The 20,445-nt window shown below is 60.9% G+C and carries 22 protein-coding genes; 4 read left to right on the forward strand and 18 right to left on the reverse strand.

The window, feature by feature from the left end:
* Position 1 precedes the first annotated feature (1 nt).
* A complete protein-coding gene (gene ggt, locus BUC24_RS18125) occupies positions 2-1,762 on the forward strand; it encodes a gamma-glutamyltransferase (RefSeq protein WP_073219338.1) in 1,761 nt (586 codons plus the stop codon).
* On the opposite strand, the gene BUC24_RS18130 is transcribed toward ggt, so the two are convergent.
* The 7 genes from BUC24_RS18130 to BUC24_RS18160 all read right to left on the reverse strand — a co-directional run bounded on the left by BUC24_RS18130 (position 1,759) and on the right by BUC24_RS18160 (position 7,609).
* The gene (locus BUC24_RS18130; RefSeq protein ID WP_143167563.1) at positions 1,759-3,027 is read right to left on the reverse strand and encodes a hypothetical protein; all 1,269 of its coding nucleotides are present in this window, start codon (positions 3,025-3,027) and stop codon (positions 1,759-1,761) included. The genes ggt and BUC24_RS18130 overlap by 4 nt on opposite strands.
* Positions 3,028-3,125: 98 nt before the next feature.
* Entirely contained in the window at positions 3,126-3,878 is a 753-nt protein-coding gene (locus BUC24_RS18135) for an ABC transporter ATP-binding protein (protein WP_073219344.1), read from the reverse strand.
* Positions 3,875-4,282: a GntR family transcriptional regulator gene (locus BUC24_RS18140; protein ID WP_083598984.1), complete on the reverse strand. Its 408-nt coding sequence runs from the start codon at positions 4,280-4,282 to the stop codon at positions 3,875-3,877. The genes BUC24_RS18135 and BUC24_RS18140 overlap by 4 nt, the downstream gene beginning before the upstream one ends.
* A 241-nt stretch (positions 4,283-4,523) precedes the next feature.
* Positions 4,524-5,105 carry a TerD family protein gene (locus tag BUC24_RS18145; RefSeq protein ID WP_073219348.1) on the reverse strand — a complete coding sequence of 194 codons (582 nt, stop codon included), beginning with the start codon at positions 5,103-5,105 and terminating at the stop codon, positions 4,524-4,526.
* 24 nt (positions 5,106-5,129) lie between these two features.
* The gene (locus tag BUC24_RS18150) at positions 5,130-5,831 is read right to left on the reverse strand and encodes a TIGR00266 family protein (protein WP_073219351.1); all 702 of its coding nucleotides are present in this window, start codon (positions 5,829-5,831) and stop codon (positions 5,130-5,132) included.
* Positions 5,832-5,883: 52 nt separating this feature from the next.
* Entirely contained in the window at positions 5,884-6,459 is a 576-nt protein-coding gene (locus tag BUC24_RS18155; protein WP_073219353.1) for a TerD family protein, read from the reverse strand.
* Between the two features lie 97 nt (positions 6,460-6,556).
* Positions 6,557-7,609, reverse strand: coding sequence for a DUF475 domain-containing protein (locus BUC24_RS18160; RefSeq protein ID WP_073219356.1), 1,053 nt, complete (start codon positions 7,607-7,609; stop codon positions 6,557-6,559).
* A gap of 109 nt (positions 7,610-7,718) precedes the next feature.
* Here BUC24_RS18160 and nhaR point away from each other — a divergent pair, with 109 nt between their 5' ends.
* Together nhaR and BUC24_RS18170 are read left to right on the forward strand one after the other, a co-directional pair.
* Positions 7,719-8,627: a transcriptional activator NhaR gene (gene nhaR / locus BUC24_RS18165; protein WP_073219359.1), complete on the forward strand. Its 909-nt coding sequence runs from the start codon at positions 7,719-7,721 to the stop codon at positions 8,625-8,627.
* A gap of 56 nt (positions 8,628-8,683) precedes the next feature.
* The gene (locus BUC24_RS18170) at positions 8,684-10,024 is read left to right on the forward strand and encodes a hemolysin family protein (RefSeq protein WP_073219362.1); all 1,341 of its coding nucleotides are present in this window, start codon (positions 8,684-8,686) and stop codon (positions 10,022-10,024) included.
* A 276-nt stretch (positions 10,025-10,300) separates the two neighbouring features.
* On the opposite strand, the gene BUC24_RS18175 is transcribed toward BUC24_RS18170, so the two are convergent.
* Genes BUC24_RS18175 through BUC24_RS18200 form a run of 6 tightly spaced genes read right to left on the reverse strand, consistent with a single transcriptional unit; the run spans position 10,301 to position 15,296 of the window.
* A complete protein-coding gene (locus BUC24_RS18175) occupies positions 10,301-11,359 on the reverse strand; it encodes an AI-2E family transporter (protein ID WP_073219365.1) in 1,059 nt (352 codons plus the stop codon).
* Between the two features lie 27 nt (positions 11,360-11,386).
* The gene (locus tag BUC24_RS18180) at positions 11,387-11,986 is read right to left on the reverse strand and encodes an SCO family protein (RefSeq protein ID WP_073219367.1); all 600 of its coding nucleotides are present in this window, start codon (positions 11,984-11,986) and stop codon (positions 11,387-11,389) included.
* A gap of 1 nt (position 11,987) precedes the next feature.
* Positions 11,988-12,881, reverse strand: a complete 894-nt coding sequence (gene cyoE, locus BUC24_RS18185) for a heme o synthase (protein WP_073219370.1) — start codon at positions 12,879-12,881, stop codon at positions 11,988-11,990.
* Positions 12,878-13,993, reverse strand: a complete 1,116-nt coding sequence (locus BUC24_RS18190; protein WP_073219373.1) for a COX15/CtaA family protein — start codon at positions 13,991-13,993, stop codon at positions 12,878-12,880. The genes cyoE and BUC24_RS18190 overlap by 4 nt, the downstream gene beginning before the upstream one ends.
* Before the next feature lie 3 nt (positions 13,994-13,996).
* Complete coding sequence (locus BUC24_RS18195; protein WP_073219376.1) at positions 13,997-14,590, reverse strand: SCO family protein; 594 nt, start codon at positions 14,588-14,590, stop codon at positions 13,997-13,999.
* A complete protein-coding gene (locus BUC24_RS18200) occupies positions 14,577-15,296 on the reverse strand; it encodes an SURF1 family protein (RefSeq protein WP_073219379.1) in 720 nt (239 codons plus the stop codon). The genes BUC24_RS18195 and BUC24_RS18200 overlap by 14 nt, the downstream gene beginning before the upstream one ends.
* A 36-nt stretch (positions 15,297-15,332) precedes the next feature.
* On the opposite strand from BUC24_RS18200, the gene BUC24_RS18205 reads away from it, so the two are divergent.
* Positions 15,333-15,533 carry a twin transmembrane helix small protein gene (locus BUC24_RS18205; RefSeq protein ID WP_073219382.1) on the forward strand — a complete coding sequence of 67 codons (201 nt, stop codon included), beginning with the start codon at positions 15,333-15,335 and terminating at the stop codon, positions 15,531-15,533.
* Between the two features lie 113 nt (positions 15,534-15,646).
* Here the strand turns inward: BUC24_RS18205 and BUC24_RS18210 are convergent, their stop codons facing one another.
* From BUC24_RS18210 to coxB, 5 genes are all read right to left on the reverse strand, one after another.
* The gene (locus tag BUC24_RS18210) at positions 15,647-16,507 is read right to left on the reverse strand and encodes a cytochrome c oxidase subunit 3 (RefSeq protein WP_373887977.1); all 861 of its coding nucleotides are present in this window, start codon (positions 16,505-16,507) and stop codon (positions 15,647-15,649) included.
* 55 nt (positions 16,508-16,562) lie between these two features.
* Positions 16,563-16,775, reverse strand: coding sequence for a DUF2970 domain-containing protein (locus BUC24_RS18215; RefSeq protein ID WP_073219388.1), 213 nt, complete (start codon positions 16,773-16,775; stop codon positions 16,563-16,565).
* A gap of 9 nt (positions 16,776-16,784) precedes the next feature.
* Positions 16,785-17,345: a cytochrome c oxidase assembly protein gene (locus tag BUC24_RS18220; RefSeq protein ID WP_073219392.1), complete on the reverse strand. Its 561-nt coding sequence runs from the start codon at positions 17,343-17,345 to the stop codon at positions 16,785-16,787.
* 159 nt (positions 17,346-17,504) lie between these two features.
* Positions 17,505-19,097 (reverse strand): cytochrome c oxidase subunit I, encoded by a 1,593-nt coding sequence (gene ctaD, locus BUC24_RS18225; protein ID WP_073219395.1) that lies wholly within the window; start codon positions 19,095-19,097, stop codon positions 17,505-17,507.
* 15 nt (positions 19,098-19,112) lie between these two features.
* Positions 19,113-20,294, reverse strand: coding sequence for a cytochrome c oxidase subunit II (gene coxB, locus BUC24_RS18230; RefSeq protein WP_073220323.1), 1,182 nt, complete (start codon positions 20,292-20,294; stop codon positions 19,113-19,115).
* Positions 20,295-20,445: the final 151 nt, after the last annotated feature.

Genomic DNA, 20,445 nt, shown 5'->3' on the forward strand with positions numbered 1-20,445 from the left:
CATGTCCCGCCATTTGCCACGCTCCCTGAGCCTGACGCTGTGCGTCCTGCTCGCCTTCCCGCCCGCCTATGCCAAGACCCCGGTTGCCACCGGCAACGGCGGCGCTGTCGCCACCATCAGTGATCAGGCTTCGCACGCCGCCCTGTCCATCCTGAACAAAGGCGGCAACGCCATTGACGCGGCCGTGGCCGCTGCCGCCACCCTGGGTGTGACTGACCCATACAGCTGCGGCATCGGCGGCGGCGGTTTCATGGTGATTTACCTGGCCAAGGAAAAACGCGTCATCACGATTGATCACCGCGAAATGGCGCCTGCGGCCAGCAGCCCGACCATGTTCCAGGAAAATGGCAAAGAGCTTGACTTTGATACAGCGGTGGCCAGCGGCGCGGCGGTGGGCGTGCCGGGCACCGTGCGCGGCTGGCACGAAGCGCTCAGCCGTTACGGCACCATGAGCTTCAAACAAGTGCTGGCGCCCGCCATCGAGGTCGCCAACAAGGGTTTCCCCGTCACGGAAAACTTCCGCCACATGACGGCTGAAAATGAAAAGAAATTCCAGGCCTTCACCAGCACCAGCGCGCTGTACCTCAAGGACGGCAAGGCGCTGCCGGTCGGCACCGTGATTCGCAACCCCGGCATGGCACGCGCCTACCGCGAAATCAGCGACAAGGGCCAGCAAGCGTTTTACAGCGGACCGATGGCGCGCGCCATCGTCGCCGCCGTCAACCAGCCGCCAGTGGCATCGGGCTTGCGTATCCGTCCGGGCAACATGACCCTGGCCGATCTGGCCAACTACGAGGCGCGCATACGCCAGCCAGTGCGCAGCACCTACCGTGGCTACGAAGTGTTCGGCATGCCGCTGCCCAGCAGTGGCGGCGTGACCGTGGCCGAAGCGCTCAACATCCTGGAAGCCTACGATTTAAAGGCCATGCCGCGCGCGAACGCCGAACATCTGTACCTGGAAGCGAGCCGGCTCGCCTTTGCCGACCGCAACGCTTACCTGGCCGACCCGGAGTTTGTCGACGCCCCGGTGGCCGGTCTGCTGAACAAGGATTACGCGGTGCGGCGGCGCGCCCACATCAGTGCCACGCGCGCCAGCGGCAAGGCAGCCCCTGGTGACCCCTACCAATTCCAGAACGACCCCAGCGCGCCGCAGCGTCCCCAGCCCGCGCGCATGATGGCCGAAAATATGCACACCACCCATCTGGCGCTATCGGACAAGGAAGGCAATATCGTCTCCTACACCTTCACCATCGAAGCTTGGGGCGGCAGCGGCATTGTGGTGCCAGGCTACGGCTTCCTGCTCAATAACGAGATGACCGATTTCGATTTCAGCGGAACCAATCCCAACTTGCCGGAACCAGGCAAGCGCCCGCGCAGCAGCATGTCGCCGACCATCGTCTTCAAAGCTGGGAAACCGGTATTCACCGTGGGCAGCCCGGGCGGCGCCACGATCATTACCACCGTGCTGCAGACCATCGTCAACCACCTGGACTTTGGCATGCCGATGGACGCGGCCATCAATGCGCCGCGCCTGAGCCAGCGCAATGACGCCACCACCGACGTGGAACCTGGCTTTGACGGTACGGTCCAGTCTCAGGCACTGGAGAAGCTAGGCCACAAGTGGACTGCCAAGCCCGAAGAGATTGGCGCTGCCAACGCAATCGTGTTCAATGCCGACGGCACCGTCACGGCTGTGAGCGAAGGCAAACGCCACGGGGTAGGCAGTGCGCTGGTGCAAAAGCCAGCGCAAAAAACGCGCTAAGCCAGGCGGCCTGCTGGAAGCGCTGGCGGCAGGCGCAGCATACGATTCCAGCGGGCCAACAGAACGGTGGCGGTGAGCACGCATGCCAGCAGCACGCAAGCCAGCCCGGTCGACAGGGCTACCCCGTGCAACAGTGAGAACAGGCCGCCCACCGCCCCCAGCAGCAAGAGATACGGCAAACCGCGTTGATTGACCGCGACGGGTTTGGCATGGGCGTAATCGCGCAATAACAGTGCCGCCCACATAAGGCTGAGTACCAGCATTGCCGCCAACATCAGCAGCCGGGTCTGGCGCAGGCCATCGAACGCCAGAAACAGCAACAAGCCAGTTGAGGATGTGACCCAATACAAGCCATACTCGCGCAGCAAGGCCTTACGCAGGACAAGATTGCACGCGACGGCGCCTGGCGCTGCAGGTGAGAGGCAGAACAAGGCTTGCTCACGCTGATGGGAAAGTATGCCCTTGACCATGTCTTTGGCAACAAAATAATGTCCGAGCAAGGCCGGCACCACAACCAGGGCTTTGGACCATCCCGCCAGCCCCCATGCGGGCCACCAGACACTCGCTAAATGAAACGCAATGCCGGCCAGCAGGGCAAACAATAGCCAAAACAAACCACTAAGCGAAGGATGGGCAAGCGGTCCCGCACTGTACAGGGCCAAGGCGCCAACGTCGCCTGAAACAAATTTTTTGCGCAGATACCAGCCGTACCAATCCGTCTTGCGGGCGTGCGCCGAAGCGCCGGAGGCTGGCGCACGCCTGAACCGCTTGAAGCGCCAGACTGTGAGAACCGCGTACAGCAACAGAGTCAGGCAAGTCACAAGAGGAAGGTTCTGGCTCAGCCATGCCTGAAGACTGCCCGGGCTGTCGAAAAATTGCAGGCCGATGATCATCAGCACGAATAGCCAGCGCACCGCAGGCAGCAACAGCAGGGTCGCCACCGTTGCCAGCACCAGCGTCACCAGGGCTGCGGTGGGCAGCGGGGCGGCACCTGCCAGGGCGAACAGTCCGACATGCGCCGCGATGATGCAAAACGCCGCAACAGCAAGCACCGCCACAGAACGGCCGCGCATCCGCGGCACCAGGTAGTAGGCAGTCGGCAGATTCTGCCGCCCCACCGAAAATAGCAACAAGCACCACCACAACAGGCACAGCAGTCCGAGCGGGATGCCCACGCCAAACGCGATTGATAGCGCCCATTTTTTCGAAAGCGCGCCCGCCAGCAAGGGGACCAGCACCATCAGCACCAGCAAGCCGATACTCATGGCATTGCTGCCCTGGGCCGCGCGCCGGTAGTAGGCCTGCATCGCCATCGCCTTGCAGGCACGCCATTCGGTGGCCCAGCTGATTGATGTGGCCGCGCTCATTGCGTCACCTCGATGAACAGCTCTTCGAGTGACATGGGGGCCGGCATCGCGCCCGAGCTGCGCGCCTGGCGCGCGCTTTCCATCAAATCATCAAGTGCGCCCTGCAAGCTGATCTTCCCATCCTTGAGGAAGGCCAGGTCCAGCGCCACCCGCTCCAGATCCGACAGAATGTGGGTCGAGAACAGCACCGTGGTGTCGCGTTCAATGACGCCCTCGATCAGCTCGCGCAAAAAGTCGCGCCGGCCGACCGGGTCCAGCGCCGACACCGGCTCGTCCAGCACCAGCAGCGAAGGCTCGTGCGCCAGCGCGCGGATAATCGACAGGCGCTGCGTCTCACCACCGGACAACTGGCTGATCGGGCGCGCGCACTTGGCCGCATCGAAGCCCCAGCGCGCCAACAGCGCATCCACCTTGGCGTCATTCCAATGCGGATAGAGGGCCTTGAAATAGTCGAGCATCTGGCGCGGTGTGAGCCATGTGAACAGTTGCGAGTGCTGTGGCACATAACCGATGCGCGCGCGCGCCGCAGGCGACAGATTACGCGCGTCCTCGCCGAAGATGCGCACGCTGCCGCCATCGAGTTCGCGCAAGCCCAGCAGGCACTCGATCAGGGTCGACTTGCCTGAACCGTTGCGGCCCAGCAGGCCCACCACCTGGCCAGGCTGAATCTCCCAGTCGAGACTGTCGAGGATGGCTTGACCGTTGTACCGCTTGTTGACGCCGGAAATGGCAATGATGGGTGCGCTCATGGCTTGGCTTTCAAAATTTGGTTAAAGAGGGCGAGCACGGTGTCGGGATCGAGTTCGAGCTGGCGTGCTTCCAGGGCGGCGCGTTCCAGCGTGGGCCGCAGCAATGCAGTGCGACTGGCCAGGCTGTGGGCGGCGCTGGGGGCGTCGGGGGCATCGGCCACGACCATGCCCAGGCCGCGGCGGCGCGTCAAAGCGCCTTCCAGCTCGAGCAGGCCGTAGGCTTTGGAGACGGTCATCGGGTTCAGCGCCAGGGCCTGGGCGATATCGCGCACGGACGGCATGGCGTCGCCGGGTGCCAGCTGGCCGCCGGCGATCAGGCGCCGCGCCTGCTCGACCAGCTGGCGGTAGATCGGCTCGGACGAGCCGGTGGCGATGGAAAACAGATTGGGGGGATGGGTAGCCATAACTTTCGCTTGTCGTCCTCGCGAAGGCGCCGGCGCATGCGCCGGCCCTATAGCACGCTGAACAAATTCGGCAACATGGAATAGGTCCCCCCTTCGCGAGGACGATGTCTAGTGTATTAATTGAGTAATACAGTATACGTACACGAAGGGGGCGTCAAGCTTTTTTGGAAAATGGGGGGAACTGCAGAGGCGGCGCCGCCCCGAGCGCCGGTACGCTAGGGGCATTGCCTGGGAAAGCGGATTACAGGTGAGGGATGATCTGCGACATCAGGTCGTCGAAGGTACGGCCATTGCCGTTTTCGCCGATCGCGTGCATCTTCCACTCGCCATTGTGGCGGTACAGCTTGGCCATGATCTGGGCCGTGTGCGCGCCCTGCACCGACAGATCGTACTTGGCCACTTCCTTGTTGTTGGACGTGTTGACGATACGGCAGAAGGCGTTCTGTACCTGGGCGAAGCTCTGGCCCGTGAAGCTGTTCACGGTGAATACCAGCGACTTGACGTTGGCCGGCACGTTGGCCAGGTCAACGATGATCTGCTCGTCGTCGCCGTCGCCAGCGCCGGTGCGGTTGTCGCCCGTGTGAACGATGCTGCCGTCACGGCTTTTGAGCTGGCGGAACCAGACGATGTCGACCGGCTTGTTGGCGTCGTCGAACATGACGCAGGATGCGTCCAGGTCGATCGTTTCGGTCTTGCCGCCAAAGCCGAACAGGCCCTTGCTCTTGACCGCGTCCCAGCCCAGACCCATGGTGATTTTGGTGAGGGTGCCGCCCGCTTCTTTATCGAGCGAGATCTTTTGGCCTTTTTGCAGATTGACTGACATAGTGACTCCTAAGTTATCCTGAAATTAGCGGCCCGAGGCCTGCTGGACTACCCACGCGCGAAACGATTCGCGGTTGCGTGAACACACATATACTTTGCCATTGCCCGAGAACTTGAGCACCATCCCTTCGCCGCTGGTCTGGCTGTTGATCAGGTTGCCGATAAAGCCGCCGCTCTGGCCTGTCGTGATCGAAATCTCGTAGCGCAGTGCGCTGTCCCAGCACACGACGTGCGAGTTGTCGATCGTGATGTCCTTGCCTGCAGTAACTTCCAGCTCCGACATCGAGCCAAAGCCCGATACCACCACCTGGCCGACACCGCTGGTTTCCGTGACGAAGAAGCCGCCGCTGTTGGCGAACAGCGCATTGCCCAGGCTTTGCGTGCGCACCTTCAGTTCCACCTTGGAGCTGGCGGCGACAAAGGCACCGTCGCTGAGCATGTACTGGCGCTGGCCCACATCGACCACCTGCATGGCACCAGGCAGCGTTGGCGAGAGCAGGCAATCGCCGCCGTCACGCACCGCCTCGATGTGCTGCTGGAAGAACGACTCGCCATTGGCGAAACGGCGCATCAGCGCAGCGCCGAAGCCGCCGCGCATCTGGCCCTTGAGGTCCAGGCCCGACTCCATCATCACCATCGCACCGGACTCGCAGTAGATGGTTTCGCCGCGCGTCATGGACACGTGGAGGAACGGATCGACGTCCCCGGTTACTGTAAACACTGGCATGGAAAAACTCCTTTCGTTGCGCGGCCCGCGCACAGCGCAGGCCGCAACACAATTACACGTTGACGCCGTAGTTCTTCGCCAGTGGGCCCAGGCCGCCCTTGAAGCCCTGGCCAATGGCCTTGAACTTCCAGTCGGCGCCGGCGCGGTAGACTTCACCGAAGATCATGGCAGCTTCCGTCGAACCGTCTTCCGACAGGTCGAAGCGGGCGATCTCGGCGTTGCCGCTGGCGTTGACGCAACGGACGAATGCCTTCGACACCATGCCGAAGTTCTGGCGGCGCGCTTCAGCGTCATGGATGGTGACGGCGAAGATCACTTTCTCGACATCGGCAGGCACTTTGGTCAGATCGATGGTCACGGTTTCGTCGTCGCCGTCACCGGCGCCGGTGGTGTTGTCACCGGAGTGGACAACCGAACCGTCGGTCGACTTGAGGTTATTGTAGAACACGAAGTCGGCGTCGGAGCGAACTTTGCCTTCGGCATTGACCAGGAAGACCGCGCCGTCCAGATCGAAACCGGCGCCATCGGTGGCGCGCGTGTCCCAGCCGAGGCCGACGATCATCTTCGACAAGCCAGGTGCTTCTTTGCTCAGGTTGACGTTGCCGCCTTTTTGCAGACTGATAGCCATAGTATGTTTCTCCAGTTATGTTTGAATGTAATGCATTTGAACACCGGGTCTTGCCAAGCGCAGCGAACTGGTGTTCTTCCGTTCGCCGCGCAATTCTTTATGCTGCTTGCAGCTTTTCCTGTTTCTTGTGACGCACCGACGACCACAGCGAGGCGACGATGAAGGCGACACCAATCAGGCCGGTAAAGATTTCCGGAATATGGAACTTCATACTAGCGAGCATGATCAAGGCCAGGATACCGATCGCATAGTGCGCGCCGTGCTCCAGGTAGACATACTCATCGAGCGTGCCCTGCTTGACCAGGAACACCGTCATCGAACGCACGAACATCGCGCCAACGGCCAGACCCAGCATGATGATGACCACATCGTTGGTGATCGCAAACGCACCGATCACGCCATCGAAACTGAACGACGCATCCAGCACTTCCAGGTACAGGAAACCGGCAATACCGCCGCGCTTGACCATGTCGCCCACGTTGCCGTCCGCCTCTTCCGAGCCTTCCAGCAGGCCGGACAGCATGTCCACGCCAACGTAAATCATGATGCCCCACAGACCCGACATCAAGACCACCAGTTTCTGGCCTTCTTGCACCAGACTCATGCTGGCCATCAGGGCGCCCAGCGCGATCATCACCGAGATCGACGACACCTTGCCCAGCGAACCGAGCTTGGCTTCCACGTTGCCCAGCCAGTGCATTTCCTTTTCATCGTCGAGCAGGAAGTTCAGGAACACCAGCAACAGGAACATGCCGCCAAATGCCGCCACTTCGGCGTGGTGATTGGTCAGGTGGGTGGAGAACGCTTTCGGATCGGACAGCGCCAGGTTCCACACTTCGCCCATACCCAGATCGGCAGCCACGGCCACGATCACCAGCGGGAACACCAGACGCATACCGAACACGGCAATGATGATGCCGACACCCAGGAACAGCTTTTGCCAGAATTCATCCCAGGTCTTGAGGACCGAGGCATTCACGACCGCGTTATCGAACGACAGCGACACTTCCATCACCGCCAGAATTGCGGCGATGCCCAGTGCGGTGAACGCCGCCGCCATGGGCGCGTCGCCGCCGTGGGAATAACCCCACCAGGCTGCCATGCCCATACAGATGACGGTCACAATGATGGACCATTTGAAATGCTTCATATTTTATTTACCCCTTGTTGTTAATGAAATACTGTGCACGTAGTGTAGTCGTCTCCGATCAATTTAAAAATAGGAGATAATGAGAGAATTACTTCGGAAAAACAGAACTATGAAGAACACCGGCATGAATTTCCGCCACCTGTATTACTTCTGGGTGGTCGCCAAGGAAGGCGGCATCACGCGTGCGGCCACCCGTCTGGGGCTGGCCGTGCAAACCATCAGTACCCAACTGGCGCTGCTGGAACAGTCGGTGGGTAAGGCGCTGTTCATGCCGCAGGGCCGCAGCCTGGTGCTGACCGAGGCTGGGCGCCTGGCCATGGCCTACGCCGACCAGATCTTCCTGCTGGGCGAACAACTGCAGGAAGCGCTGGGCGCGGCGGACAGCAAACGAACCCGGCTGACTGTCGGCATTTCCGACTCCCTGCCCAAGCTGACCGCCTTCCGCCTGCTCGAAGCGACCATGCACCTGACCAATCCCGTGCACCTGGTGTGCTTCGAAGACCAGTTCGACGCCCTGCTGGCCGACCTGGCCCTGCACAAACTGGACGTGGTGCTGACCGACCGCGCCGTGCGCTCCGGCACCACCTTGCGCGTGTTCAGCCACATGCTGTTCGAAAGCGCGACCATTGTCGCCGGCGCGCCCGCGCTGGCCGCCAAATACAGCGAAGGCTTCCCGGCCAGCCTGGACGACGCCCCTTTCCTGCTTCCAACGCGCAATAACGCCTTGCGCGGGAGAATCGACGAATGGTTCGAGCTGCACCATGTGCGGCCGGACGTGGTGGGCGAATTCGAAGACAATGCCCTGCTCAACACCTTCGGCCGGCGCGGCGCAGGCTTGTTCTTTGCACCAGCTGCGCTGGCGGCGGACATCGAAGAACAATTCGGCGCCTTGCTGGTAGGCCAGGTCCCCCAGGTGCGCGAGCAAGTCTTTGCCATCTCGAACGAGCGCAAAATCAAGCATCCGGCAGTCGAAGCAATACTTTCCGCAGTGCACGAGGGTGTCTTCAGCAGTCCATGAACGGTACAATGCCCATTCCGGCCTGAACGGCCACTCGAACAATAACAATCCTTTTTATGCAAAATGCCTTATTGGTTCTGCTCGCCCTGTTTCTGGTCGTGCTGAACGGTTTCTTTGTTGCCGCCGAATTTGGCATGGTGGCGCTGCGTCCAACCCGCGTCAGGGCAATTGCCAAGAGCCAGGGCTTCCGCGGCCGCATCCTGGGCAAAGTGCATGGCCAGCTTGACGCTTATTTGTCCGCCTGCCAGTTGGGTATCACCCTGGCCTCGCTGGGTCTGGGCTGGGTGGGCGAACCCGCCTTTGCCGGATTGCTGAGCCCCCTGTTTATGGCGCTGGGCATCGATTCGGTGGCACTGGTGCACACGGTGGCCTTCATCTTTGCCTTCAGTGTCATTTCCTTCTTGCACATCGTGGTGGGCGAGCTGGCGCCAAAATCGATGGCGATTCGCAATCCGGAAGTCGTTGGCCTGTGGACCGCGCCGGCGCTGTACGCCTTCTACTGGGTCATGTACCCCGCCATCTATCTGCTCAATGGCAGTGCCAACGCGGTGCTGCGTGTGGCCGGCCTGTCCGGTGCTGGTGGGCATGACGCGCATTACTCGACCGAAGAACTCAAGCTGATCTTGCGCACCAGCCAGCCGGGCGAAAAGTTCACCCGGGACGAGCGCCACATCCTGGCCCAGTCGCTGGACTTCAGCCAGTTGTCGGTGGCCGACCTGATGCGGCCGATCAACGAGGTGATTGCCCTGTACGCCAACAAATCGCTGGAAGAAAACTTGCAGACGGTCGTGCGCAACCGCTTCAGCCGCTACCCTTATTTCGACGCCAATGGCGAAGACGTGCTGGGCGTGATCCACCTGAAAGACCTGTTCTTCGCCCAGCAGGCCGGCAAGAAGATTGCCGACCTGAGCAGTTTCCTTCGGCCGGTAGAAACCATGTCCGCACGCACCCCGGCGCAAACCATGTTCCGCCGTTTTCGCGACGGCGCACCGCACTTTGCGCTGATTGGCGAAAAGGGCAAGCGCCCGGTCGGCTTCATCACTCTGGACAATTTACTTGGCGCGATGGTCGGTGAAATCCGTGACGAATTCCGTCTCAACGAAAACGACTGGCTGCGCCAGCCGGACGGGACCTTGATTGGCAAGGCCAGCTTGCCGATCTTCTCGCTCGAGCGAATCCTGGGGCGCGACATTGACAACGAAACGCTGGGGCTGGACGAAGTCGAATCGGTGGGCGGCCTGATCATGGTCAAGCTGGGCGACATCCCCAAGCAAGGGCAAAAGATCGAGTTCCCCTACTTTGACATCGTCGTCAAAAAAATGAACGGCCCGCGCATCGTGCTGGTAAAAGTCATCCCCCAAACCACCCGCAGCGGCGACCCCGACGAACAAGACTGACCGCGCAACTCGTGCTCAGACCCAATGTTTTTTAATCGGGGTCAGACCTCAATTGTGCAAGAATTTGGGCGCGATAGAGGCATCCAGTTTGTCAAAGGGTCACCAATGCACGACAACTCGTCGCCGTGCGGCAGCGCAGCGCGGGACAAAGATGCCGTATTGAGCGCTGCCCCCGATTAGTGGCAGCAAGGGAAAAGATGCAGTATTGAGGTCTGACCCCGATTAAAAAACATTGGGTCTGACCTCGGTGATGGGGACGCAGCTTATTGGGGCAGCTCAGGTGGCGGTGACGGTGGCCGGTTCGATGCCGGTCCATTCGCGCATCAGGGAGTAGCCCACCGCCAGCAGCACGGGGCCGATGAACAGGCCGACAAAGCCGAAAGCGAGTACGCCGCCCAGCACGCCCAGCAGCACCAGCAGGAACGGCAGGCTGCTGCCGCGGCTGATCAGCATCGGCTTGACGACGTTGTCGACGCCGCTGATCAACACCAGACCCCACACCACCATGAATACGGCCCAGCCGGTCTGGCCCTGGTTGAATAGCCAGATGGCAGCGCCGCCCCAGATCAAGGGCGGCCCCACCGGCACCAGGGACATCACGAAGGTGGCAAAGCCCAGCAGCAGGACGCCGGGCACGCCGGCAATGGCAAAGCCGAGCGCCGCGACCAGCGCTTGCGCCAGCGCCGTTCCCAGCAGGCCATACATGACGCCTCGGACGGTATGACTGACGGTGCTGGCAACCCGCGGCGCGGAGGCGCCAATGATGCGCTCCATGGCAACCCGGATCGCGCCCAGCAGGGCGTGGCCGTCGCGGTACAGGAAGAAGCTGACAAAGGCGGCCAGACTCATTTGAGCAACGCCCGCCCCCAGCAGGATGCCGCCATCGAGCACGTAATGGCGCGCCGGCTCGAGCATGCGCTTGGCCAGCTCCATCATCTGTTCACGGCTGGATACAAGATCGCGCACGTATTTGTCAGCCCATTCGCCCACCATCGGCAACTGGCGCAGCCAGGCCGGCGGTTCGACGTGGCCGCTGTCGACTGCAATTCTGAGTTGATCGTAGAGACGGCCAACGTCGTCGGCCAGATTGTAGGCAACCAGGGCGATCGGCAAGATCACCACCAGCAGCAAGGAAAGCGTGAGCGTGAGTGCGGCAATCGTGCGCCGGCCGTTCATGCGCGCGAGCAGGAACAGATACATCGGCCAGGAGGAGATGACGACAGCGGCGGCAAATAAAATAGCCGCCAGGAAGGGGCGCAGCACGTATAAACAGCCAACCCCGAGCAGGGTAATGGCGGCGATTGAGGCCAGGTTCTTGCCGCTGCGGGGTTCCATGCGCACCTTCAGGTGGTTGTTGTGCCCCTAGTTTAACAACCGTTCGATATCTTGTGTGATCTGCTGCGGTGTGGCGGTGTCGCGCACGTACAGGCGGATCTTGCCGCTCGGGTCGAACACGAAGCTGGCGGCAGTGTGGTCCATGCTGTAGCTGCCCGGCGTGGTGCCGGCCGACTTGGCATAGAACACCTTGAATTCGCGTGCGACTGCTGCGGTGGCGGCGGCGTCGCCGTACAGGCCGATGAAGGATGGATCAAAAGCCGGTACGTATTGGGCCAGCAATTCCTGCGTGTCACGCTCGGGATCGATGGTCACGAACAGTACTTGCAGCTTGTCTGCCTTGGGGCCCAGCGCGGTGCGCACCTGGGCCATTTTGCTCATCGCGGTCGGGCACACGTCCGGGCACTGGGTAAAGCCGAAGAACAGGAACACGACCTTGCCTTTGAAGTCGGCCAGGGTGCGCGGCTTGCCGGTATGGTCAGTCAGGGCAAAGTTGCTGGCGTAAGGGGCGCCGGTGATGTCGACCGCGTTGAACGGGGCCGCGGCCGGCGCTGGCGCCAGCTTGTCGCAACCGGCCAGCAACAGCGTGAAGGCCACGCCGGCACACAGGGCGAACAGTTTTTTCATCTTAGAATTTGAAGTAGTGGTCCACCAGCAGCGCGGCAAACAGCAGCGACAAATAGATGATCGACCAGGTGAACGCTTTGCGCGCGATGATGTCTGAGTAGTGCTTGTACACGCGCCAGCCATGCCACAGGAAGACGGCATTGAGCGCCAGCGCAGACACCAGGTAAATCAGGCCGCTCATGCGCACGGCGTACGGCAGCAAGGTGGTGGCGGCCAGTGCAATGGAATACAGCCACACGTGGAAGCCCGTGAAATTCATGCCGTGCGTTACGGGCAGCATGGGCAGGCCGGAACGCGCGTAGTCGTCGCGCCGGTACATGGCCAGCGCCCAGAAGTGCGGCGGGGTCCACAAAAAGATGATCAAGACCAGCAGCCAGGCTTGCATCGGCACTTCGTTGGCAATGGCAGCCCAGCCCAGCGCAGGCGGCATCGCGCCCGACAGGCCGCCAATGACGATGTTTTGCGGCGTGGCCGGCTTCAGGATCATGGTGTAGATGACGGCGTAGCCAACAAAGGTAATGAAGGTCAGCCACATGGTCAGCGGGTTGACCAGCGCGTACAGCACCCACATGCCGGCGCCACCAATGATGGTGGAAAACGCGATGGTCTGGCTTTTGGTCAGCTCGCCGCTGGCGGTGGCGCGGCGTGCGGTGCGTGCCATGCGCGCGTCAATTTCGGCTTCCACGATGCAGTTCACGGCAAAGGCGGCGCCTGCCAGCAGCCAGATGCCGATGGTGCCGAACAGGACCTTCTGCATGTCCGGCAAGCCAGGCGCGGCCAGGAACATGCCGATCACGGCGCAGAACACAGCCAGCTGGGTGACACGCGGTTTGGTCAGCGCCCAGTACTGGGCGATGCGGTTGCTCGATTTTTGTGTAGCAGTCTGGGTTGTCATTGTTCTGGTCTTGCTGGCGCAGGCGCGCTGAAACGGGTCTTGGTCTGGTAGTTTAACATGGTCACCAGTACCACTAGCAGCGCAGCGCCCGCGTTATGGAGAACAGCAATGGCCAGCGGGAAGTTGAAATACACGGTGGCAATGCCGGTGCAAGCTTGCACACCGAGCACGATGGCGATCCGGCGCGCGTGCTTGTCCAGGCCAGGTACGGTCCAGGCGCGCCACGCAGTCAGGCCCAGCACCAGCAGCACGATATAGGCAAAGTTGCGGTGCACCCAGTGAATCGAAGTCAATGCCGAGAACGGCAGGTAGTGGCCAGCGGCCGTCTTGCCCAGCTCGCGCCACAAGGTGAAGCCGTGCTCGAAGTCGAGCGCAGGGATCATTTCGCCGTTGCACAGGGGGAAACCGGTACAGGCCAGGGTGGCGTAATTGGTGCTGACCCAGCCGCCCAGGGCAATCTGGATGAACAGGATCAGCGCCGCCCAGCGCGCCAGCATGCGCAGGCCCTTGACCTGCACCGGCGCCTTGGGCGGGGCCAGTACCGCATCCTGGCGCGCGCCCAGCCAGCACAGCATGGCCAGCAGGCACATGGCCAGCAGCAAGTGAATGGTGACGATCACGGGCTGCAGCTTGAGCGTGACGGTCCAGGCGCCAAACGCGCCTTGCACGCACACGGCCAGCAAGGTCGCGGTCGGCAGGCCGGGCCGGAATTCAGCGGCGCGCTTCTTGCGCCACTGGATCCAGGCGGTGGCGGTCAAGGCCACACACAGGCAGCCGACGCCCATGGCCAGATAGCGGTGAATCATTTCGATCCAGGCCTTGACCACGGTCACCGGGCCGCTGGGCAGCAAGGCTTCGGCGGCAACGATCTGCTCGTGCGCCAGGAAGGGGTTGGCCATGCCATAGCAGCCGGGCCAGTCCGGACAACCGAGGCCGGAATCGGTCAGGCGCGTGAACGCACCGAACACAATCAGGTCAAACGTCAGGAAGGCGGTCAGCCAGACCAGCTTGCGGAACTTGTTCGGGTCCGACGACATCCACACCATGGCCAGCGGCACGCTTGCCGCCAGCAGGCCGGTGATGGCCAGCTGTACAAAGTGAGGCAGTTGCATGGCTTAGCCGATCGCCGACGCTTTGAGCAGCTTGCCCAGGTCTTTCGATACCTTTTTCGGGTCGGCGTCTTTCGGGAAACGCATCATCAAATTGCCCAGCGGGTCAATAATGTACATGTGGTCGCTGACCTTGCCGCCCTGCTCCACTGGCAGCCAGTTGCCCAGCGATTCAGGCTTCAGGCGCAAAATGCGGGTGCCATCAATCCATTTCATCAGTTCAATGCTGAGCGGGGTGTCGTCCGACACCAGCCACACACGCTCGATGCGCTCCATGCCCTTGCCCTGCATCAGGCGCAACTGGCGCATGGCGATCAGCTGGTCCGTGCATTGCTTGTCGCAGGCGCCAGAGGCCACTTGCAGCATGACCCACTTGCCTTTGTAGGCGTCGAGCGCGGCGGGTTTGCCGTCCAGTTCGCTAACGGCCAGAGTCGGCATCGGATGCGTGCGCGGATCGATCAGGTCGCCATAATTGGTGCGACCCTCCGGCTTGATCACGTAATAGGTCAGGTAGGAAAAGATCAGCGGCGATGCGCACACAGCCAGTACAGCCAGCAGTTTCCAGCGCCCACGCGCCTGGTTTGGTTTATTTTGTTCCACGTCGAAATCCTGTAATCACAAAAAAGAGCAGCGCCATCGCGGCCAGCGCATACCATTGAAATGCATAACCCTGGTGCTTTTCGACACCCAGCGCAGGGGCCGGCCAGTCACGCACCAGTTTCTCTCCCGCCACTGATGGGCCGGTCTGTTCGATAAAGAAGGGTTGCACGCTAAGCTTGCTGGCTGCGGCAAATTGCGCCGGCTCCAGGTTTTGCAGGATTGCGCGGGGAGCCACGGCCGGCGGCTGGCCCAGTTGCATGACTTTGCCCATGGCAGCACGCGCAATGCCAGTGACGATCACGGTGCCGCTGGGGGTGTCGAACTCGGGCAGGCGGTCGTGCTCGCCAGTGTAGCGCGGCAGCCAGCCACGCGCGACCAGCACATGGGTATTGGAACCGGCAATTTTAAAGGGCATCAGCAGGTAAAAGCCGACCTTGCCCTGCTGCGGCCGGTTGTCGAGAAACAGCGGCCAGTCGGCCACAAATTCGCCAGCCACCGACACGGTGCGAAGCTCCAGTGGCGCCGCCTCCTGCAGCTGGGGCCCCAGCACCAGCGGCGCTTGCGCGGCGCGCGCGCTCATTTGCTGCTGAAGCGCGATCTTGGTGGCGGCGCGGCGGTCTTGCCACTGGCCTAGCGCGACGCCGAGCGCCACCAGCAGCACCGTGGCCACGAAGGGGATCGTCCGAAACCGGAAACCGATACGCATTACAATGGAGCCTTATCTATATTGTTCGGGTTCAGCATGAAAATCCTCGTCGCCCTCGCCTTTTTGATGATCATCGGCAGCCTGGGCTCGGCCCTGTTCTTTCTGATGCGCGACAAGGGCAAGAGCAATCGTACCGTACATGCGCTGGCGCTGCGCGTGGGCTTGTCGATTACCCTGTTCCTGCTCTTGCTGGGCGCCCACTACATGGGCTGGATCCAGCCCACCGGCATTCACTAAGCCGCCACTAAGCAGCCACCCTTTCTGTCAAAAAACCGGGGACAGGCCCACCGCTGTGGTGGTCTGTCCCCGGTTTTTTTATGGTGACGCGAGGGTCTGCGCCCTCGGTGTGCTTACAGCCAGTAGACGACGACGTACAGGCCCAGCCAGACAACGTCGACAAAGTGCCAGTACCAGGCAGCGCCTTCGAAGCCGAAGTGATGCTCGGCAGTGAAGTGGCCTTTCATGACACGGTACAGGACCACCGACAGCATGATCGCGCCCATGGTCACGTGGAAGCCGTGGAACCCGGTCAGCATGAAGAAGGTCGAACCGTAGATGCCCGAGGTCAGCTTCAGGTTCAGTTCGCTGTAAGCGTGCATGTATTCATAGACCTGGAAGCCCATGAAGGTCGCGCCCAACAGCACGGTGGCAAACAGCCAGAAGGCGGTCTTGGCACGGTGGCCGGCGCGCAGCGCGTGGTGCGAAATGGTCAGCGTCACGCCCGACAGCAACAGCAGAGCGGTGTTAATGGTCGGAATCGGGAACGGGCCCATTTTGCTGTACGCATCAACGGTGCCGGCAGGGCTTTCGCCCCACTGCGCGCCAAAGTCTGGCCAGATGATCTTGTGGTCCAGGTCGCCCAGCCAAGGCAGGGAGATCGTGCGTGCGTAGAACAGCGCGCCAAAGAAGGCACCAAAGAACATCACTTCCGAGAAGATGAACCAGCTCATCGACCAGCGGAACGACAGGTCGATGTTCTTGCCGTATTTGCCTGCTTCGGATTCGCCGATCGCGTCGCCAAACCAGAAATACAGCACGGTCAGGGTCGCCAGGATGCCGACGATATTGAGCGCAGGGCCCCAGGCGGCGCCATTGACCCAGCCCGATGCACCAATCATGGTCAGCAGCAGCGCAATACCGCCTGCCATTGGCCATTTGGACGGACCCGGCACGAAATAGTGCGGTACGGCGTGTGGTGAACTCATCTTCATCTCCTAAATCAAACTTTGTATGCGGTGAATATACTGTTACTACGAAATCGTACTCTTACTGTGCGACGGCAATGCGCACCAGCGTCACCAGCACGCCAATAAACAAGGCCACGGCGATCAGCGCGGCAATAATCACGTGCACCGGATTCAGGCTCGCTGAATCCTTCTCGTAATCACTGCGCTTGCGCACGCCAAAAAACGACCAGAACACCGCCTTCATGGTGGCCCCGAACGAAGCCTTGCGTTCGCCTGCCGGTTCTTGCTTCATCCGTCATCCTCAGCGGGCCGCCGTCTGGGTACCTGCAATCTCAAAAAACGTGTACGACAGCGTGATCGTTTTCACTTCACGCGGCACGGCCGGGTCGATGTAGAACACCACCGGCATCTGCCGTGCTTCATTCGGGCCCAGCGTCTGCTGCTTGAAGCAGAAGCACTCGACCTTTTTAAAATGCGGCGTGGCCGACTGCGGCGCATAGCTCGGAATCGCCTGCGCCTGCACTGTCCGCGCCTGGGTGTTGACCACTTCGTACATCACGGTGGTCAGCTCGCCAGGATGCACGGTGACATTGCGCGTGGTCGGGCGAAAGCGCCACGGACCTTGTGCATTGCCATCGAGCTCGACAACGATGCTGCGCGATTTGTCGACCTGCGTATTCTTGCTGTCGTACGTCGCCATGCCATCTTGCGCGGTCAGCACGTTAATGCCGAGCACTTCACACATTTGCTTGTACACCGGCACCAGCGCATAGCCAAAGCCGAACATCAGCACGGCAATCACCACCAGCTTGCCCAGCATTTGACGGTTGAGCGTCAGGCGCCCGGATTGTTCGTGTGCCATTACAGCCAGATACGCTTGATGAACACCATGGCAAAAAAGAAGACTGCAATGCCGCCGATGATCAGGCCGGTCCTTGCGTTATTCGGTTTCTTCGGTTCAGACATGGGGTGTGCTTGCCAGTTCAATGGCCCGGACGCGCTGCGTCCGGGCCGGGTTGCATTACTTGACCGTCGGTGGCACTTCGAAGGTGTGGAACGGGGCCGGGCTAGGCACGGTCCATTCCAGACCTTCCGCGCCATCCCATGGCTTGTCGGCAGCTTTGGCGCCGCCACGGATGGTTGGCAGTACCACGAAGAACAGGAAGTACGCTTGCGACAGACCGAAACCGAAGGCGCCGATGGTGGCAATGGCGTTGAAGTCGGTGAACTGCGCAGGGTAATCCGCGTAACGGCGTGGCATACCGGCCAGACCCAGGAAGTGCATTGGGAAGAAGGTAATGTTGAAGGTGATCAACGATGCCCAGAAGTGAATCTTGCCGCGCGTTTCGCTGTACATGTGGCCAGTCCACTTTGGCGACCAGTAGTAGAAGCCGGCGAACAGGGCGAACAGGGAACCTGCCACCAGAACATAGTGGAAGTGCGCCACGACGTAGTAGGTATCTTGCAGCTGGATGTCGATCGGGGTCACAGCCAGGATCAGGCCGGTGAAGCCGCCCATGGTGAACACGAAGATGAAGCCCACCGAGAACAGCATCGGGGTTTCAAAGGTCATCGAACCCTTCCACATGGTGGCGATCCAGTTGAACACTTTGACGCCGGTCGGTACCGCGATCAGCATGGTGGCGTACATGAAGAACAGCTGACTGGTCACTGGCATGCCGGTGGTGAACATGTGGTGCGCCCAGACGATGAACGACAGAATCGCGATCGAGGCAGTGGCGTAGACCATCGAGGCATAGCCGAACAGTGGCTTGCGGGCAAATGCTGGCAGGATCTGCGAGACGATACCGAAGGCCGGCAGAATCATGATGTACACCTCGGGGTGACCGAAGAACCAGAAGATGTGCTGGTACATGACCGGGTCGCCGCCGCCGGCAGCGTTAAAGAACGAGGTGCCGAAGTGACGGTCGGTCAGGGTCATGGTGATGGCGCCGGCCAGAACTGGCATCACGGCGATCAGCAGGTAGGCGGTAATCAGCCAGGTCCAGCAGAACATCGGCATTTTCATCAGGGTCATGCCTGGCGCGCGCATGTTCAGGATGGTGACGATGATGTTGATCGAACCCATGATCGACGAGGCGCCCATCAGGTGCATCGCGAAAATACCCATGTCCATGCCTGGGCCCATCTGGGTCGACAGTGGCGCGTACAGGGTCCAGCCGGCAGCAGTGGCGCCGCCCGGCACGAAGAAGGAACCGGCCAGCAGCAGGGCCGCAGGCGGCAGCAGCCAGAACGAGAAGTTGTTCATGCGCGCAAACGCCATGTCGGAGGCACCCACTTGCAGCGGGATCATCCAGTTGGCGAAGCCGACGAAGGCCGGCATGATGGCGCCGAACACCATCACCAGACCGTGCATCGTGGTCAGCTGGTTGAAGAACTCAGGCTGGAAGAACTGCAGGCCAGGCTGGAACAGCTCGGAGCGGATCATCAGGGCCAGAACACCGCCCGACAGCAGCATGATCAGGGAGAACCACAGGTACAGGGTACCGATATCCTTGTGGTTGGTCGCAAACAGCCAGCGGCTCAGACCGTGCGGATGGTCGTGGGCGTGGTCGTCGTGACCGTGGGCTTTGTCCAAAGTAGTTGTGCTCATAGTATGTACTCCCGATTACTTGCGTGCAGCCAGAACGTCGGCTGGTTGAACGATGTTTTCTGCAGCTTTGTTCGACCAGCTGTTGCGGGTGTAGGTGATCACCGCAGCAATATCCGAATCCGACAGTTGCTTCCATGCTGGCATTTCCGATGGGAACTTGCCGCTCTTCTGGCCATTCAGCAGCACGTGGATCTGGTCCGCTTTCGGGCCATTCACGACAGCCGAGCCATCCAGCGCAGCGAAGGCGCCTGGCACACCCTTGCCGTTTGCCTGGTGGCAAGCGACGCAATTGGCGGCGTAGACTTTTTCGCCCTTGGTTTTCAGTTCGTCGATGGTCCACACTTTCGATGGATCATCGGCCAGTGCTGCCATTTCTTTCTGCTTGCCAGCGACCCAGGTGCTGTACTCGGCATCGGTGACAACGCGCACAACGATCGGCATGAAGGCGTGTTCTTTGCCGCACAGCTCGGCGCACTGGCCGCGGTAGACACCGACTTTTTCAGCCTTGAACCAGGTGTCGCGCACGAAACCAGGGATCGCATCTTGCTTGACGCCGAAGGCCGGGATCATCCAGGCGTGGATGACGTCGTTGGCGGTGGTGACGATACGGATTTTCTTGTTGACCGGAACGACGACTTCGTTGTCGACTTCCATCAGGTAGTTGATGCCGCGTGCCACGGTTGGCTTGACGCCAGGCTCGCCCACTTGTTCGCGCGGGGTCGACAGGTTGGAGTAGAAGTTGATGCCGGCGCCTTCGCCGCTGAGGTAGTCGTAACCCCATTTCCACTGCATGCCGGTGGCCTTGATGGTGATGTCGGCGTTGGAGGTGTCTTTCATCGCCACGACGGTCTTGGTCGCTGGCAGCGCCATGCCGATGACGATCAGGAAGGGAACGACGGTCCAGGCGATTTCGACGGCGGTCGATTCATGGAAGGTGGCGGGTTTGTGGCCCAGCGAGCGGCGGTGCTTGAACACCGAGTAGAACATCACGCCAAACACGGCGACGAAGATCACCAGGCAGACGATCATCATCCAGGTGTGCAGATCGTTGATCTCGGATGCGATCTTGGTGACCGGCATTTGAAGATTCAATTGATTGGCTACCGGACGCCCCTCTACTCCCTGTGCCAGGGCCGGGACACTGGCCGAAATTGCCAGGCCAAGCATCAAGGCGTGAAGTCGCTTTGCATATGTCATGTTTTCCCCAACCACCCAAAAATAATAATACTTTTTAAAGGTCCGGCCATTCTGTTGAACGGTCGAACGCTCCGAAACCATCGCACAAAAAGGCTCCTGAGCCGATTTTCCGCGCGCAGCGGTCAATTCGGCTGGAACCGTGACAGCGTGT

It is taken from the genome of Massilia sp. CF038 (genome assembly GCF_900129765.1).
Classification (GTDB): Bacteria; Pseudomonadota; Gammaproteobacteria; order Burkholderiales; family Burkholderiaceae_D; genus Telluria_A.

Excerpts from the sequence above, each read along its gene's own strand:
- ggt (WP_073219338.1), top strand. The coding sequence starts at position 2 with ATGTCCCGCCATTTGCCACGCTCCCTGAGCCTGACGCTGTGCGTCCTG.
- BUC24_RS18130 (WP_143167563.1), bottom strand. The coding sequence starts at position 3,027 with ATGAGTATCGGCTTGCTGGTGCTGATGGTGCTGGTCCCCTTGCTGGCG.
- BUC24_RS18135 (WP_073219344.1), bottom strand. The coding sequence starts at position 3,878 with ATGAGCGCACCCATCATTGCCATTTCCGGCGTCAACAAGCGGTACAAC.
- BUC24_RS18140 (WP_083598984.1), bottom strand. The coding sequence starts at position 4,282 with ATGGCTACCCATCCCCCCAATCTGTTTTCCATCGCCACCGGCTCGTCC.
- BUC24_RS18145 (WP_073219348.1), bottom strand. The coding sequence starts at position 5,105 with ATGTCAGTCAATCTGCAAAAAGGCCAAAAGATCTCGCTCGATAAAGAA.
- BUC24_RS18150 (WP_073219351.1), bottom strand. The coding sequence starts at position 5,831 with ATGCCAGTGTTTACAGTAACCGGGGACGTCGATCCGTTCCTCCACGTG.
- BUC24_RS18155 (WP_073219353.1), bottom strand. The coding sequence starts at position 6,459 with ATGGCTATCAGTCTGCAAAAAGGCGGCAACGTCAACCTGAGCAAAGAA.
- BUC24_RS18160 (WP_073219356.1), bottom strand. The coding sequence starts at position 7,609 with ATGAAGCATTTCAAATGGTCCATCATTGTGACCGTCATCTGTATGGGC.
- nhaR (WP_073219359.1), top strand. The coding sequence starts at position 7,719 with ATGAAGAACACCGGCATGAATTTCCGCCACCTGTATTACTTCTGGGTG.
- BUC24_RS18170 (WP_073219362.1), top strand. The coding sequence starts at position 8,684 with ATGCAAAATGCCTTATTGGTTCTGCTCGCCCTGTTTCTGGTCGTGCTG.
- BUC24_RS18175 (WP_073219365.1), bottom strand. The coding sequence starts at position 11,359 with ATGGAACCCCGCAGCGGCAAGAACCTGGCCTCAATCGCCGCCATTACC.
- BUC24_RS18180 (WP_073219367.1), bottom strand. The coding sequence starts at position 11,986 with ATGAAAAAACTGTTCGCCCTGTGTGCCGGCGTGGCCTTCACGCTGTTG.
- cyoE (WP_073219370.1), bottom strand. The coding sequence starts at position 12,881 with ATGACAACCCAGACTGCTACACAAAAATCGAGCAACCGCATCGCCCAG.
- BUC24_RS18190 (WP_073219373.1), bottom strand. The coding sequence starts at position 13,993 with ATGCAACTGCCTCACTTTGTACAGCTGGCCATCACCGGCCTGCTGGCG.
- BUC24_RS18200 (WP_073219379.1), bottom strand. The coding sequence starts at position 15,296 with ATGCGTATCGGTTTCCGGTTTCGGACGATCCCCTTCGTGGCCACGGTG.
- BUC24_RS18205 (WP_073219382.1), top strand. The coding sequence starts at position 15,333 with ATGAAAATCCTCGTCGCCCTCGCCTTTTTGATGATCATCGGCAGCCTG.
- BUC24_RS18210 (WP_373887977.1), bottom strand. The coding sequence starts at position 16,507 with ATGAAGATGAGTTCACCACACGCCGTACCGCACTATTTCGTGCCGGGT.
- BUC24_RS18215 (WP_073219388.1), bottom strand. The coding sequence starts at position 16,775 with ATGAAGCAAGAACCGGCAGGCGAACGCAAGGCTTCGTTCGGGGCCACC.
- BUC24_RS18220 (WP_073219392.1), bottom strand. The coding sequence starts at position 17,345 with ATGGCACACGAACAATCCGGGCGCCTGACGCTCAACCGTCAAATGCTG.
- ctaD (WP_073219395.1), bottom strand. The coding sequence starts at position 19,097 with ATGAGCACAACTACTTTGGACAAAGCCCACGGTCACGACGACCACGCC.
- coxB (WP_073220323.1), bottom strand. The coding sequence starts at position 20,294 with ATGACATATGCAAAGCGACTTCACGCCTTGATGCTTGGCCTGGCAATT.